This window comes from Streptomyces sp. XY431 (genome assembly GCF_001279805.1).
GTDB classification, from domain to species: domain Bacteria; phylum Actinomycetota; class Actinomycetes; order Streptomycetales; family Streptomycetaceae; genus Kitasatospora; species Kitasatospora purpeofusca.
In genome coordinates this window covers 26,640-43,001 of sequence record NZ_LGDO01000173.1, presented here as the reverse complement: position 1 = coordinate 43,001, position 16,362 = coordinate 26,640, and the positions used below count along the sequence as shown (strand labels likewise).

General features: G+C 74.9%; 6 protein-coding genes. 3 read left to right on the top strand and 3 right to left on the bottom strand.

The window, feature by feature from the left end; translation table 11 throughout:
• Positions 1 to 27: 27 nt before the first annotated feature.
• The 3 genes from ADK60_RS42040 to ADK60_RS19080 all read right to left on the bottom strand — a co-directional run bounded on the left by ADK60_RS42040 (position 28) and on the right by ADK60_RS19080 (position 8,628).
• Positions 28 to 4,692: a DUF6603 domain-containing protein gene (locus tag ADK60_RS42040; RefSeq protein WP_053647505.1), complete on the bottom strand. Its 4,665-nt coding sequence runs from the start codon at positions 4,690 to 4,692 to the stop codon at positions 28 to 30.
• A gap of 1 nt (position 4,693) precedes the next feature.
• Entirely contained in the window at positions 4,694 to 7,519 is a 2,826-nt protein-coding gene (locus tag ADK60_RS19085; protein WP_053647502.1) for a S8 family serine peptidase, read from the bottom strand.
• A gap of 389 nt (positions 7,520 to 7,908) precedes the next feature.
• Positions 7,909 to 8,628, bottom strand: a complete 720-nt coding sequence (locus ADK60_RS19080) for an ABC transporter ATP-binding protein (RefSeq protein ID WP_053647500.1) — start codon at positions 8,626 to 8,628, stop codon at positions 7,909 to 7,911.
• 343 nt (positions 8,629 to 8,971) lie between these two features.
• On the opposite strand from ADK60_RS19080, the gene ADK60_RS47700 reads away from it, so the two are divergent.
• The 3 genes from ADK60_RS47700 (at position 8,972) to ADK60_RS19065 (ending at position 16,349) form a co-directional block, all read left to right on the top strand.
• Positions 8,972 to 12,382 (top strand): FtsX-like permease family protein, encoded by a 3,411-nt coding sequence (locus tag ADK60_RS47700; protein ID WP_053647498.1) that lies wholly within the window; start codon positions 8,972 to 8,974, stop codon positions 12,380 to 12,382.
• Positions 12,379 to 15,195 (top strand): FtsX-like permease family protein, encoded by a 2,817-nt coding sequence (locus ADK60_RS19070; protein WP_053647496.1) that lies wholly within the window; start codon positions 12,379 to 12,381, stop codon positions 15,193 to 15,195. The genes ADK60_RS47700 and ADK60_RS19070 overlap by 4 nt, the downstream gene beginning before the upstream one ends.
• Before the next feature lie 161 nt (positions 15,196 to 15,356).
• The gene (locus tag ADK60_RS19065) at positions 15,357 to 16,349 is read left to right on the top strand and encodes an ABC transporter ATP-binding protein (RefSeq protein ID WP_053647494.1); all 993 of its coding nucleotides are present in this window, start codon (positions 15,357 to 15,359) and stop codon (positions 16,347 to 16,349) included.
• Positions 16,350 to 16,362: the final 13 nt, after the last annotated feature.

The following is a 16,362-nucleotide window of genomic DNA, read 5'->3' as shown; positions in this document are numbered from 1 at the left end:
TCGTCGAACCCTTCGGGCTGGCCGTGGTCACGGCGTGAGGATCTCGGTGCCGGCGGTGACGACGGCGGCCTCCCCGGGCGCCGCCGGGCCGGAGAGCGTGACGCCCCCCGCGACCAGTACCCGGCCGTCGGCCAGCTCGGTGGCGGCGAAGTCGGTACGGCCGTCGGCCAGGCCGCCGGTGCTGGTCCAGCCGTGGCCGGCCGGGTCGTAGAGCGTCGCGTTGCGAAAGCCCCCGGCGAAGGCCGGTCCGGCGGTGCCGCCGACGACCAGGACCTTGCCCGAGCGCAGCCGCAGCGCCCGGTGCCCGCTGCGGCCGCCGGGCATGTCCGGCAGTCGGCTCCAGGTGTTGGTGCCCGGGTCGTAGCGCTCCGCCGAGGCCAGCGGCGCGAGGGTGAACCGGCCACCCACCGGGATCCCGGTCGCCTCGCCGCCGGTGACCAGGACCGAGCCGTCGGCCAGCACGGTGGCCTGGTGGCCCCGGCGCGGGGTGGTGAGGCTCCCGGCGGTCGACCAGGTGCCCGCGGCCGGGTCGTACAGCTCGCAGAAGGCGAGCGGGGCCGGCCGGCCGCCGGTGGCCAGCGCCCCGCCGACGACCAGCACCCGGCCACCGGGCAGCACGGCCGCGCGGTGCCCGGACCGGGCGTCGGCCATCGGCTTCGCGGGCGACCAGCTGCCGGCGCGCGGGTCGAACAGCTCGGCCGAGTCCAGGGTGCCCTCGCCGCCACCCCGCGCCCCGGTGCCACCGGCCACCAGCACCGCGCCGGTGCTCAGCAGCGTCGCCGAGTGCCCGGCCCGGGGCGTCCTCAGCGGAGCCGCCGAGCTCCAGGTGGCGGCGACCGGGTCGAAGACCTCGGTGGAGTCCAGCAGTTTGCCGTCCGCGCCGCGGCCACCGGTCACCAGGACCCGGCCGTCGTCGAGCACGGTGCTGGAGTGCCCCCGACGCGCGGTGGCGAGGTCCCGGACCGCCGACCAGGTCTTGGCCACCGGATCGAACCGCGCCGCGGACCCGAGCGCCCGGCCGGTGCCGTCGGCGCCGCCGACGACGAGCACGGTGCCGCCGGCCAGCCGGACCGCCTCCGGCCCGGCGGCCGCGACCGGCAGCGGACCGGCCGCGGACCACGCCCCCGGGGCGGAGAGCGGGGCGGCGACCTCCGACACCGGGATGACGTGCAGGGTGTCGGCCAGGCCCGGGTCCGCGGCGACCCAGTCGGTCAGCGCGTCGGCCGCCGTCGCGGCGCTGCGGAAGGTGGTCGCGCCCCGGTCGACGTCCGAGGTCGGCGGGAAGGCCTGAAGGTTGTTGCGCCGGTAGGCGACGGCGAACCGCTGGCCGGTGAGCTGCACGGTGTCCCCGCCCGTGAACGGTCGGCGGCGCTCGGCGTCCCGCCGGGACAGGGCGGAGCGGCTGGTGCTGCTGCCCTCCAGCAACTGCTCGTAGACGGCGGCGGGAACGTCGTGGAACCGCGCGCGGCGGGTCCCCGCCGGTCCGGCGGCCGCCCCCGCCGCCCGGGCCGCCCCGGCGGCGGCCCCCGCGACGATTCCCGCAGGAGCGCCCGGTGTGCTGCGCGCGGGGGTGGCCGCGGCCCGACGGGAGTCGAGGATGTGCAGCTCGTAGCGGGTGCTGCGGCGGACCACCCGCGCGGAGGCGAGCGCCTCCCGCTCCGCGCTCAACTCCAGCCCGGCATCCTGGTCCTGGTACGGCGCGGCGGACAGCTTGGCCGCGTCGTCCATGTCCTGGAACTGGGCCATCGCGAACTTGTCGTCCGGGGTGGAGAGCTGGACCAGGCCGCTGTCCGCCGCCGGAGCCACGGTGAAACGCCGCCCGTCGCTCGGCCGCTGCGCACCCACCCGGTCGATCCGGACATTGAGCGGGACCGCCCGCTGCTGCACGTACAGGGTGCCGAGCGGGTGCAGCACGAGCTTGTCGGTCGGCGGCAGTTCGCGCAGCGTCACCCGGCGGTCGCCGCCGCCGGGCGGCAGAACGGTACGCCAGCCCTCGACCTTGGCGATCTCGCCCGCGAGCAGCGGCAGCACCGCGATCGGCGGCAGCGTGGTGTCGTGCTCCTCGCCCCAGCTGATGTCGAAGTCGGCGGAGATCTCCAGGAAGAGCAGCGAGATCGAGCCGCGCCCGCGCGCCCGCCACGGCGACGGACCCTCCAGCCGGAACCGCAGGTCGATGCAGAACAGCCCCACCCCGAACGCCTTGAGCGAGACGTCGGCGGCGATCTCGATGACGAAGGAGAACGGGGAGAAGCGGAACAGCGCGTCGAAGGAGAGATGGCCCTCGACCCCGAAGTCCTCGAAGCCCAGCCGGAGTTCCGCGGCCGCCCCGAACTGTACGGTGTTGCTGGTGAGGGCGAAGTACCCGGACACCCGGATCAGCGCCCCGGGCCGGTTCAGGATGTCGACGGCCAGCCGGTTCGGCACCGGGAACGGCAGCGGCGGGGGCCGGAACGACGGGTGGAACCCGCCGACCGTCAGCACCAGGTCCGGGTTGTCCCCCCAGGCGACGAGCAGGCCCATACCGCCGTCGATCGTCATGGTGAGGATCCGCGACTCGAAGAGCTGCGCGAAGAACCACAGCCGCGACTTGTCGAACTCGACCGCGCCGATGAACGCGACCTTCAGGACCAGCAGCGCGAGTTCCTCGGTGGGCAGCGCGCACTTCAGCACCCCGAGGATCGCCAGGTTGCCCGGGATCTCGATCACGACGCCCAGCGAGACGCTGACCAGCGTCGGCGTGCCCCAGCCGATCTTGGCCATCGGCCCGATGAGGAACTTCCCCTGCTCGGGCGGGAAGAAGGCCCGCAGATCGCTGAGGATCCGCGGGGCGTTGGCGACGACGTCCTGGGGGAACATCACCGACTCGATCCGGCCGGTGCGCACCCCCTCGACCAGCGCCTGAAGGTTCATCCCGCGGTTGAGGCCGATCAGGCCGCCGACGGCGAGCAGGGTGAAGCCGTACCCCAGTTGCAGGCCGAGGCCGCCGAACTCGGTGGTGATCACGATCAGCATCGAGAAGCCGTCGGTGCCGTCCGGCATCCGGGTGCTGATCAGGCCGATCGCCTTGAGATCGACGAACCCGGCGAACTTCAGCTCCAGTGCGCCGGAGTACTCGCCGCGCGCCGGGTCGGCCGACAGGAAGCCCCCGCCGGAGATCACCCCGGTGTCGACCGAGAGACCGACGCCGGTGGGCGGTTTGAACTCGAAGCCGATGTCCAGCGGACCGAGGTTGCCGCCCTCGCGGAACCGCGACCTGACGATCACCCCGACCCGGTCGACCGCCGCCTTGACCGGACCCAGCTCGGCCTTGAAGGCGGCGGAGATCTCCAGCGGCACCGAGCCGTCCGCGCCGACCCCCGCGCTCAGGTACAGCGTGGTGACCTCGATCGGGCCCAGCTCCAGGTGGGTCGGGATCGCCAGGTCGAGCGAGCCGCTGCCCTCCAGCCGCAGCCCGCCCGAGGGCGACCAGAGCGCCCGCAGCTCGAAGTCGGACTCGATCCGCCCGCCGCCGGTGATCCTGCTGATGAAGCCGTCGCCCTGGGAGAGGTCGATCAGGACGTGACCGCCCGCGAGGTCGAGCCGGGCGGTGGGCTCGGCCGTGGCACTGCCGCCCGGCCCGGCCTGCGCCGTCAGCCCGAGGGCCGCGGTGAAGCGGTGGATCTCCAGCCGGGACCCGCCGGCCTTCCCGAGCAGCACGATCGGCGTGCCGTCGGCCTTCTCGGCGGTCAGCCCGAGTGCGGCGGCGAGCTGCAGCCCGCCGGTGGAGGGGTGGAGTTCGATGCTCAGCGGCGGCCGGACCCGGGCCTCCAGCCCCGGGTCGAACCTGGTCCGTGCCTCGAAGGAGACCTTCCAGAGCGGACCGGGCCGGTACTCGCGGACCAGGTCCGCGGCGGCCACCACGTCGGCCCGGGTGAGCAGCGAGGGCAGCGGACCGGCCGGGTCTACCGTCAGCCGCAGGAGGAAGGCGTCCAGCACGCGCGGACCGCCGGCGGGAGCCTCGAAGTCGAAGTACCGGCCGTGCGCGTGGAGGTACTCGGAGAGGCGCCGGAACAGCTCGGCGCCGTCGAACCCGGGCGTGCCGAAGCCGAAGGCGTCGCGGAAGAGGTCGCCGGGGGCGGTGAACAGGGTGGGCAGCCGGTCGAAGTGGAGCGTGCGGCGGCGGACCGGCACCACCGTCTGGTCCGCCGGATCGGAGGCGCGACCGACATCGGTGACGATCCCGAGCAGCGACAGGACGTCGAGCGCACTGCGGCTCCTGCCCTCGATGTGCGTGAGCAGCGCCCAGTCGAGGATCCGCCGGGGCAGCTCCTTGGCCTCGGCCCGGATCCTCGCCCGCTGGGCGTCGGTCAGACCGGGTGCTCCGGCCACCGCGGTGTCGAGGGCGGGCCCCAGGGCGTCGAGCGCGCCGAACACCTGCCCGAGGGCGCCGACCAGCGACACCCCCTCCAGGGCGATGCGCTCGGCGACGTCGTCCCCGATCGCCGCGTCCAGCCGCAGCACGATCGGGCCCAGGCCTCCGGCCTGCACGGCGATCGTGCCGAGCGGGCCGTCGGCGGCGCCGAGCCCGCCCGGCAGCCACAGGCCCAGCGACGTGAGGAACGGCTGCCGCTGCTCGGCGCCCAGCAGTTGCTCCAGCGGCCGCAGGGCGTTGGCGATCTCCCGGGCGAGCAGTTCCAGGGTTCCGGCGGCCATCTCAGCTCAACTCCGCTCGGTCGTCGGGGTTGTCGAGGTCGTCGAGGTCGTCGGGGTCGTCGAGGTCGTGGAAGTTGTCGGGGTCGTTGAGGTTGTCGAGGTCGGACAGCCGCGCACCGGGCAGGCGGAGCAGGAAGTCGCGATGCGCGGTGACGGCCTCGCGCAGTTCCGGGCTCCCGGCGGCGGCGAGTTCGTCGAGCAGCCGGGCCAGCCCGTCGGCCACCGGGCGGCCGCCGAGCGTGCGCGGGACGGGTTCGTCGTGGGCGAGCTCGCTGAGCAGCAGTCGCCGTACGAGCAGGGGGCCGTGCATCCGGTGCCAGGCGACCGTGACCCGCCGTTCGGTGTCCACCAGTTGCCGGGCCTCGTCGAGGTGTGCGGTGCAGAGCTCGGCGGCCCGGCGCCCGGTCGTGCTCGCGGCGAGGCGGTCGAGGACCTGGCGCATCCGGACGGTCGGCGGGATGTGGACGGCGGGGTAGGCGGCGGCCGGCAGGATCAGCGGCTCTCCGGCGGCGGCGAAGGACTCCGCCAGCGGGGCCGGCATCGAGGCGAGGACGGCGCGTTCGGGGTGCACCCGGCCGAAGCCCCAGCCGCTGTCCAACTGGGTCGGCGGGACCGGAGGGACCGGCGGCAGGCAGGTGGAGGTGAGGTGGCCGACGATCGTGGTGTGCTCGAGGTTGTTGTTCGCCTGGAACATCAGCGCGATCACGCCGGTCACGTACGGCGCGGCCTGGCTGGTCCCGCTCATCACGGCCAGGAGGTCCGGGTGGATGCCGCCGGACTTCGCCGAGAAGATCCGCACCCCGGGTGCGCAGACCTCGGGCTTGAGCCGGAAGTCCGCGGTGGGGCCGCGGCCGGAGAAGTCGGCGAGCCGGTCGTTGGCCGGGTTGTAGGCGCCCACGGTGAGGGGGAGACGGGCGGTGCCGGGGGAACTGACGGTCCTGGTCGGGTCCTGGTTCGCGGGGACGAAGCGGGCCGGCTGCTCCGTCAGGCTCGGGTTGGTCCAGCAGTCGAACGGTGTGGCGGTGCCCTGTGTCTCGGTGAGGGTGATGGTCCACACCCCGGGTGCTATCTGGGACTGGAGGGGGGCGACGGCCGTGACCGGGTTGAGCTGGGCGATGATCCGGTTCTTGCGGTTCGGCTCGACCCCGACGTGCGAGGCGACGAACAGGACGTGCTGGGTCGGTCCCTGACCGACGGTCCGTCTTACGGACGTCGACGTCGGATCCGGGTTCGGAACGACCGGGGCCATGGCCGGGCCGCCGACCGGTTGCGGCGGGGTCAGGGTGAAGTTCAGTCGGCCGGGCCCGGGGTACCAGACGAACAGGAGGTCGGCTGCGGTGTCGCCGGACAGGATGTCCAGCCCCACCGTGACGCTGCGGTTCGCGGGAACGGTGCCGGAGGCGTGCTGGCCCTCGGAGAACTGCGCGAGCTGGTTCGGCTGGGCCCGCCCTCCGGTGTTTCCCGCGATGAGCACGAGCGATCGGCGGGTCGCCCCGATCAGCAGGTCGTCCAGCCCCTGTTCCTCGGGGGACGTGCCGTCGTGCGCCGTCGAGGTTTCGAAACTGCTCATGTTCACCACGACGGGGGGCTTCGGAGTACCGGTCGGGATCCACTGCTGTTCGAGGAGGTACTTGGCCGCCTGGAGGTCGTCGAACGTGTGGAACGTCGAGCGGACGATGGCGAGATCGGCCTCGTGGGCGATGCCGGTGATCCGGTCGGGAGAGCAGCAGCCCGGCAGGCCGATCCCCGCGGCGACCCCCGCGACGTGGCTCCCGTGGCCGTCCGGGTCGCGCGAGAGGAAGGGTTGGGGCGGCGTGGGCGGCGGCGGTGCCGCGGCCAGGGCAGCGTTGATCTCGTTCGGAGTGATGACCCGCCCGCGGGTGACGCTGACGGTGGGAGTGGTGCCCCCGGTGAAGGTGATGTCGGTCAGCCGGATCGGGTTGATCTGCCCGGTGTCGAACGGCGCCCTGATGAACTGGCCCTCGAAGTCGATCACCAACGGCTTCGCCGGCAGCGGGCCGCCGGTGACGACCACATCGCCCGCCGACACACCTCCGAGGGCACTGAGTGCCGTCTGTGCGGTGGCCGCGGTCAGCGGGAGGGCCAGGATGCCGGTCGCCTGGTCGGGTACCCGGCCCGGGGGCTGCCAGCGAAGTCTCATCGAGCCCCCGGTCGGGCTGCCGGTGACCGCGATCGTCTGGCGCAGTGTCATGTCGAGCAGTGACACGATCCGGGTGGTCCCGTCGAGCTTGCGGAACGCCGGGTGGAAGATGTCGATTCCGGTGTCGATGACGCCGACCACCACTCCGCGCCCCGTGAATCCGGCGGGAATGGTGGGGACGTCGTCGGCGAACGTGGCGCCCGGTCCACCGCCCCCGTCGTGGGCCGTCGCGGTGTCGGCGTTCGCGGTGTCGGCGCTCGTGGAATCGGCGCTCGTGGAATCGGCGCTCGTGGAATCGGCGCTCGTGGAATCGGGGTTCGCGGTGTCGGCGTTCGCCGCGTCGACGCCGGGGGGTTCGGGAGGCGGTGCCGCGGGCCCTCCGGGCCGGGTCGGACGGCTGCCGTGGATGGTGACCACGTTGTCGAGCGCGGAGATCCGCTCGAGGTCCTCGGCGGCGATCGTGCCGGCCGCGATCCGGGCGGTGCGGAACTCGGTCCAGAATCCGGCCTCCTCCACCACCCGGAGGTCGCCGGTGTAGTGGAGCAGGACCTTGATCCGCTCGGTCCGGTCCAGCCGAGCAGCGTCGTCCTCGCCCTGACGGAGGGCGGTCTGCCTCAGTGTGTGCACGCGCGAGATCAGCGTTTCATCGAGCTTCGTGTACGTCATCCGCCACCTCGCAGCCGACCGTCGGATGGCATTTATCATGGGCCCGGGAAAATTCACTGTCAATCAGTATTCGGCCCCGGTTGCCGTGCCTGAGGCGGCAGTTCACCTGCCGGACATGGGTCAGTGTGCGAATTGATCTCTTCTCTTCCGCTATTGAGTTCACTCGTTCGAATCAATGGAATGATCGTAGGATCAAAATGATCGAATGAATGATCGGAGGGGTGGCGGAGATCAGCGCTTTCCGGGGCAGGCCGGCGGGAGGGTCGCCCCAGGGGGGATCGCGGTGCGGAACTCCGGCCGGAAGGACAGCTGAAAAAGGGCTCCCCCGGGCTGATGCCCGGGGGAGCCCTTTCGCGTGGCGCCGGGGATGTCCGGCTGTTTCGCCGGGGTCAGCCGACGGTGGCCGGCTCCTCGACGACGCGGCCGTCGCGGAGTTCGACCACGCGGTCGGCGAGTTCCATCAGGTTGGGGTCGTGGGTCGCGACCAGGACGGTGACGCCCTCGCTGCGGACCACCGCGCGCAGCAACTCCATGATCGAGCGGCCGGTCTCGGAGTCCAGCTGGCCGGTCGGCTCGTCCGCGATGATGAGATCGGGCTCGTTGGCCAGGGCCCGGGCGATGGCGACGCGCTGCTGCTGGCCGCCGGAGAGCTCCCCGGGGCGCTGGTTGGCGTGGTCGGACAGCCCGACCAGGGCGAGCAGGGTGTGGGCGCGCTCCTCGCGCTGGGCGGCGGGCACCTTGCGCAGCCGCATCGGGATGCCGACGTTCTCGGCGGCGGTGAGCACGGGCAGCAGGCCGAAGGACTGGAAGACGAAGCCCAGCCGGTCGCGGCGCAGCGCGAGCCGCCCGTCCTCGTCCAGGCTGCCGAGGTCGGTGCCGTCCAGGGTGATGCTGCCGCCGGTCGGGGCGTCCAGGCCGCCGACCAGGTTGAGCAGGGTGGTCTTGCCGGAGCCGGACCGGCCCTTGAGGGCGGTGAGTTCGCCCCGGCCGATGGTGAAGGAGACACCGCGCAGGGCGTGGACGGCGCGCTCGCCGGTGCCGAAGCTGCGGTGGACATCGGTGACGGCCACCATCGGAGCGGTGACGGTGCCGGCCGGTTGCTGGGTCATGCGGCATCCCCCTGGGTGCTCCCCGGCGGGGTCCGCCGACGGCGGCCGGCCGGGGTGTTCTTCGCGGCGTTCTTTGAGGTGTTCATGGCTTTGCAGGGATCGCGGACATGACGTGCTGTCGGCCGCCGTGCAGCCGCGATGCGCAGCATTTGCTCACTACTTACATCCTTCGCGCAAGTCCCTTCCTTTCCTTGACCGGATCTGAAAGCATCGTCCGCTATCCGGTGATCAAGCGCCGGTGATCACCATGACGAAAGCGCCCCGGGGCCCGTCCGCGCAGCGCGAGACACCTGCCCGGACCGGATGCGGCGCGGACACCATTGACGACCGGGGGAGGATCGGGATGCTCGGCTTTGTCATGCGCCGTCTGCGCGGGCGACTGCCCCTGGCCACAGCCGCCCTGCTCACCGTACTGATCACGACGGCGGTGCTCACGGCGCTGGTCGCCTTCCAGCGCACCGTCGGCGAGATCGGACAGCGACAGGCACTGCAGGGCGCGGGCCACCCGCGGACCACCGTGGTGGTCAACTCCGAGCACGGGCTGGACCGGAGGGCCAAGGACGACGCGGCGGTCGCCGACTACGCCCGGGTGCTCTTCGGCGACCTGCCGGCCGAGACCCGCGGCCTGTCCCGCAGCCGCTCCTACGGACTGCCCGCCGGACCGGCGGGCGATGCGCAGGCTGCCCCGACGGGCAAGCAGGCGGGCACCCCGGCCGCCCCGGCGGGCGCTGTCCCGACGACTGCCGGGGCGACCTCCGCTGCCCCTTCCGCCGCCCCGACGGCCGCCGGTGCACAGCCCGGTGCCACCAGGGCCGACGACCTCACCCTGCTCGCCGCCCTCGACCGCAGCTACGTCCAACTCCTCGCCGGAGACTGGCCCGCGGCCGCAGCCGCGACCCCCGGCACCCCGGGCCCGGTCCAGGTGGCCGTGCCGAGGTCCGTACTCACCCGCCTCGGCCTCACCACCGAGGCACTGCCCGCCGAGGTCCGGCTCACCGACCGCTACGGCGGCCCCCCGCTCGTGGTCCGGGTCACCGGCGCCTACCGCGCCAACGACCCCGCCGACCTCTACTGGCGGCTCGACCCGGTGCAGGGCCGCGAGATCCTCTCCGGCGGCTTCACCACCTACGGCCCGCTGCTCGTCGACGAGACCGCCTTCGGCGCCACCGGTATCCCCCAGAACGGCCGCAGCTGGCTGATCGACGCCGACTTCACCGGCGTCGGCACCGCCGCAGTGGACGCCGTCCGGGACCGGGTCACCCCGGCCGGCGACGCCCTCAACCGGAACGCCGGGCTCATCGCCCGCACCGAACTCCCCGCCCTGCTGCGGGAACTGGACTCCGGCGCGATGGTCGCCCGGTCCACCCTGCTGATCGGCGCGCTCCAGCTGATCGTGCTGGCCTCGGCCGCCCTGCTGCTCGTCGTCCACCTCATCGCCAGCCGCCAGCAGTCCGAGAACGCCCTGCTCGCCGCCCGCGGCGCCTCCGGGGCCAGGCTCGGCGGCTACACCGCCGTCGAGGCACTGCTGCTCGCCCTGCCCGCCGCCCTGCTGGCCCCGCTGCTCACCCCGCCGCTGCTGCGCGTCCTCGGCGGCTTCGGCCCGCTGCGCCACATGCCGCTGGACACCTCGCTGCACTGGACGCTGTGGCCGGTCTCGGTCGCCTGCGCCCTCGGCTGCGTCCTGCTCGCCGCCGTCCCCGCCCTGCTGCGCGGCGCCGGCACCGCCGTACTGCGCCGGGCCGGCCGCCGCCAGGCCCTGGCCGCCGGCGCCGCCCGCTCCGGCGCCGACCTCGCCCTGCTCGCCCTGGCCGTCCTCGCCTACCAGCAACTCTCCCAGTACAGCGGCGGGTTGTCCCCGGACGCCGACGGCCGTCTCGGCCTGGACCCGGTCCTGGTCGCCACCCCCACGCTCGCTCTCGGCGCCGGCACCCTGCTCGTGCTGCGGCTGCTGCCGGTCGTCGCCCGACTCGGCGCCCGACTGGCCGCCCGCGGCCGCGGCCTCGGCCCCGCCCTGGTCGGCTGGCAGCTCGCCCGCCGCCCCGCCCAGGCCAGCGGACCGGTCCTGCTCCTGGTGCTCGGCGTCTCCACCGGCGTCCTGGCGCTCGGTCAGCACGACACCTGGAACGCCTCCCAGCAGGACCAGGCCTCCTTCGCCACCGCCGGCGGCCTGCGGATCCACGGCGCCCACACCGCCGCGATCGGCCAGGGCAGCCGGTTCGCCGCCCTGCCCGGCGGCGACCGGATCCTCCCGGTCGGCCGACAGGAGCAGTCGCTTCCCGACGGCTCCCACGGCCAGGTCCTGGCCCTGGACGCCGCCGCCTTCGCCGAGCACGTCCCGATCCGCTCCGACCTGCTCGACGGACAGGACCCGAAGAGCCTGTTCACCCCGCTCGCCGACGGCACCGCCGGCGCCGCCCCGACCGGGGTCCCGCTGCCCGGGAAGCCGCAGCGGATCGACGTCGACCTCACCTTCACCCCCGGCCCGCGCCCCGCCGCAGCCGCCGACGACAGCTTCGGACCGGTACCGGCACCCAGGGCCCCGGAGGCCTGGCTGCTGCTCCGGGACGGCCACAACCTCTCCTTCGTCGCCCCGGTCACCGGCGTCCCCGCCGGCGGCGACGCCCGCGCCACCGTCGACCTCGCCGCGCTCACCGACGGCGGCCTCAGCTCGGTGTCCGCGCCGCTCTCCGTGATCGGCCTGACCCTCGCCCTCGGCCCCAAGGACACCGGCGAACTGACGATCCGCCGGCTCGCCGCCGCCGACCGCGCCACCGACCCCGGGGTACCGGCCACCGTCCCCGCCGGCCTCGGCTGGACCACCAGCGGCGACTCCGCCGAACGCCCGGTCGGCGTGGACGTCGTCCCCGGCCCCTCCGACGACCGGCGACTGCTGAGCGTGCGCTACGGGGCCGGCTCCGACGCCCTCAACAACCGGCGCGTCGTCATCACCCCGGCCGAGGCCAAGCCCCCGGCCGCGATCGCCGGCGTCGCCACCCGCGGCTACCTCGCCGCCACCGGCTCCGCCGTCGGCGCGACCGTCCGGGTGCCGTTCGGCCTCACCACGGTGCCGGTGCGGATCACCGGCGAGGTCTCCTCGCTGCCCGTCGTCGGCGACACCGCGGTGCTGGTCGACCTCGGCACGGTCGGCCGGATGCTCGCCGCCGGCGGCCGGGAGACGCCCGTCCCCGCCGAATGGTGGCTGCCCGCCACCGGCCCGGACGACCGCACCCCCGCCCAGGCCGCCGCCGCACTGCGCGCCGCCCCCGGCACCCCCGGACTCCAGCTGCGCGACGAGGTCGCCGCCGACCTCCTCGGCGACCCGCTCAGCGCGGCCCCGCAGAACGCCCTCGCCGCCATCGCCGTCGTCACCACGGTGCTCGCCGCGATCGGCTTCGGCGCCGCCGGGGCCGCCGCCGCCGGCCAGCGCTCCCGCGACTCCGCGCTGCTGCTGGCCCTCGGCGCCCCCAGGCGCCGCCTGGTCCGCACCGCCGCCGCCGAACAGGCCGTCCTGGTGGGCCTCGGCAGCGTCGTCGGACTCGCCCTGGGCGCCCTGATCGTCCATCTGATCGTGCCCCTCGTCGTCCTCACCCCGGCGGCCCGCCGCCCCGTCCCGGAGGCCCTGGTGGCCCTGCCGCTCGGCACCGCCGCGCTGCTGGCCGTCGCGATCTCCGCCGTCCCCCTGCTCTCGGCCCTGCTCGGCGGCCGCCGCCGCCGCGACGTGGCGCAGCGCCTGCGGCACCTGGAGGAGATGTGACCGGTCCGGCCGCCACCACCGCCCCCCGACCCACGGGCACCGGCCCCGGGGCGGGCCACCACCCGGCCCCGTGGGTGCGCACCCGACTGCGCGCGACCCCGCTCGCCGCCCTGCTCACCGCCGTCCTCGCGCTCGGCACGGTCTTCCTGGCCACCGCCTTCCCACGGGTCCTCGACCGGGCCGCCGACCAGGGCCTGCGGGACTTCCTCCGCGACCGGGGCGCCGTCGCGACCAGCATGTACGCCTCCAGCGCACTGGTCGGCGGCGCCAAGACCCTCGACGACGACGCCGCCCTGCTCGCCGCCCACGTCGGCCCCACCCTCGCCGTCGCCCCGGGCGGAGTCGTGTACGGCGCCCGCAGCGGCAAGTCGCGTTCCCTGACCAACCCCGGCCTGGCCCGGCCCGAAGTCGTCGACCCGGAAATGGGCCTGCTCTACGTCCAGGGCCTGCGCGAGCACACCACCCTCGTCGAGGGCCGCTGGCCCGACGCCCCCAAGGGCGGCGGCGCCCCGGTCCCGATCGCGCTCGTCCGCGACACCGCCACCACCGTCCGGATCCACCTCGGCGACGTGCTGACCACCGGCGAGACCCTCCAGGGGGAGGAACCGCGGAAGGCCGAGGTGGTCGGCATCCTGAACGCCAACGACCGCAACGACCCGTACTGGGCCGAACTGTCCTGCCCCCTCCAGGCCTGCCTCGACTTCACCCGCGGCAAGCAGCCCTACGCCTACTGGCGCCTCACCGGACTCGTCGACGGCAGCGCTCTCGACGCGGTCCAGAGCTGGCAGACCGGCGCCCAGGACTTCTGGCGGATCCCGGTCGACGTCGACCGGCTGCGCGCCGACCGGCTCGACCGCACCGACCGGGAACTCGCCGCCTACCTCACCGGGAACACCGCCAACCAGCTGGCGAGCGCCACCTCCCGCCCCGGCCTGCAGATCACCTCGCCGCTGCCGGACCTGCTGGACAAGGCCACCGCCCGGCAGCAGGCCACCGCGCCGCTCGCCGCCATCGGCCCGGCCGGTCTGGCCGGCGTCGGCCTGGTCGTGCTCGGCCTGGCCGCCGCCCTCGCCGGCGACCGGCGGGCCGCCGAACTGCGCCTGCTCCAGGCCCGCGGCGGCTCCCGGACCGGTGTCGTCGGGCGACTGCTCGGCGAAGGCGTCGTCACCGTCCTGCTGCCCGCCCTCCTCGCCGGAGTGCTCGCGCTGTGGCTGCTGCCCAGCCCGCGCTGGGGCGGCGCCGTTCTCGCCGGCACGGCCGTCGCCCTGTTCTCCCTGCTCGCCCTGCCGGTGCGCGCCGCCCGGCTCTGGTCCCGGCCCCGGGCCGGCAGCAACCGGCGGCGCCTGGCCGGCGAACTCACCGTCCTGGCCCTGACGGTCGCCGCCGTGGTCGAGGTCCGGCGGCGCGGCGTCGCCCCCACCGGGACGGGCGTGGACCCGCTGCTGGTCGCCGCACCGCTGCTGCTCGCCCTCACCGGCGGACTGCTGCTCGCCCGCGTCCAGCCGCTGCTGCTCGGCGCGTTCGCCCGGGTGGCCACCCGGCGGCCCGGCGCCATCGGCTTCCTCGGCCTGGCCCGCGCCGCCCGGGGCAGCACCGAAGGGGCACGGCCCTCCGTCCTGCCCCTGATCGCCCTGCTGCTCGCCGTCACCACCGCGGGCTTCGGCTCCACCGTGCTCGGGGCCGTCGACACCGAGCGCACCCACGCCGCCCGGCTCACCGTCGGCGGCGACGCCTCGGTGGTGGTCCCGATCGGCGTCCCGGTGTCGGAGGGCTTCGCCGACGCGGCCGCCAAGCTGCCCGGGGTCCGCGCCTCCGCCCGGATCTGGGCCGACACCGAGGTGTTCGTCCTCGACGGCAACGGCTCCACCCGGGTCTTCGCGGTGGTCGCCGACCCGGTCGCGTACGCGGAGATCTCCCGCTCGCTCGGGCGGGGCGCCTTCGACGCGGCCGCGCTCTCCGGCGGCACCGGCGCGGCGGACGTCCCGGTGCCTGCCCTGGTCTCCACCGCGCTCGCCCGCAAACTCGGCCCGGGAGCCACCCACCGCCTCCGGCTGCCCAACGGCGGGGAACTGCTCACCAGCACCGCCGGAACCGTCGACGGCACCCCGGCGCTCCAGGGCGACGACCGGCTGTTCGTCGTCCTGCCGGCCGGCCCGGCCGTCGCCCTGGCGCCCGAACTCGGCCGCTCCAACCTCTGGTTGGCCACCGGCCCGGTCGACCAGGACCGGCTGCGGAGCCTGGTGCGCGAGCAGATCGCCACCGGCGCCGAGCGGGCCACCGCCTTCCCCACCGCGGCCGGCGAAGGGAACGACGGCCTGCCCCCCGGCTACAGCGTGCGCACCAGCGCGGCCGTGAGCGCCGCCCTCGCCGCCGACCCGCTCCAGTCCGCCGCGGCCCGGCTGTTCTGGACCGCCGTCCTCGGGGCCGGCACGCTCGCCCTGCTGGCCGTCCTGCTCACCCTGGTCCGGGCCGCGCCCGAGCGCACCGCGCTGCTGGCCCGGCTGCGCACCATGGGCCTGCGGCCCCGGCAGGGCCTGACCCTGATCCTGATCGAGACGCTGCCGCAGACCCTGGTCGCGGCGGTCGGCGGCGGCCTGGTCGCGGTGGCCGCGGTCGCCCTGCTCGGGCCCGCCTTCGACCTGTCGATCCTGGTCGGTGCCAGCATCGCGCCCGGGCTGCCGGTCGCCGTCCCGCCGGTGCTGCTGCCGACGGTCGGCCTCGCCGCCCTCGTCTCCGCGGGCGTCGTCGCCGAGGCTCTGATCGCCGGCCGTCGACAGATCGCCACCGAACTGCGGGCGGGGGACCAGCGATGACCCTCCCGCCCCAACCCGCGTCCGGACCCGATCCCGGACCCGACCTGGACCCCGTGTCCGGGCCCGAGCCCGGACCCGCGTCCGGCCGCGGCCGGGCCACCCCCGGAACGCCGACCACACCCACGACGACGAGGCCCCGAGCCGACGAGAGGAGCACCGCGGTGAACGGCAGCGCCCAGGACCAGAAGACCGCCCCGGCCCCCACCTTCCAGGAACTCCAGGAGCGCGCCCGCGTCGCCGCGGCCGGCCCGGCGGCGCACAGCGCGGACGCGGCCATCGTCTGCGACCGGCTGGTCCGCATCTTCAGCGCCCAGGGCGTCGAGGTGCAGGCCCTCCAGGGGCTCGAACTGACCATCCGGCAGGGTGACCTGGTCGCCCTGGTCGGCGCCTCCGGCAGCGGCAAGTCCACCCTGCTGACCATCCTGGCCGGGCTGGACGTGCCGACCGCCGGCACCGCCACCGTGGCCGGCTGCGACCTGCTGGAGATGGCCCCCCGGGAACGGCTGCGCTACCGCCGCGAGGTCGTCGGCTTCATCTGGCAGCAGACCGCCCGCAACCTGCTGCCGTTCCTCACCGCCGCCGAGAACATCGCCCTGCCGATGCAGCTGCGCGGCGGCCGGTCGTCGCGGGCCGGCTCCCGGCAGCAGGCGGCCCGGGTCGCCGAGCTGATGGAGGCGCTGGAGATCGGCGAACTCGCCCGCCGGCGCCCGACCGAGATGTCCGGCGGCCAGCAGCAGCGCGTCGCCATCGCCGTCGCCATGGCCAACAACCCGCCGGTGCTGCTCGCCGACGAGCCCACCGGCGAGCTCGACTCGGAGACCGGGGCGAGCATCTTCGAGGCCTTCCGCACCGTCAACCGCGAACTCGGTGCCACCGTGGTGATCGTCACCCACGACCCGATGGTGGCCGGGGAGGTCCGCCGCACGGTCGCCATCCGCGACGGCCGCACCAGCAGCGAGGTGCTCCGCCGCACCCTCACCGACGAGCACGGCGAGGAGTCGGTCAACGAGACCGAGTACGTGATGCTGGACCGCACCGGCCGGGTCCAGCTCCCGGCCAAGTTCCTGGAGGCGCTGGGCATGGAGCACCGGGTCGCGGTCGAGCTGGCCCCCGACCACATCGCCGTCCGCCCGGACGACCTGGAGGGCCACTGAGGGGCCTGAGAGC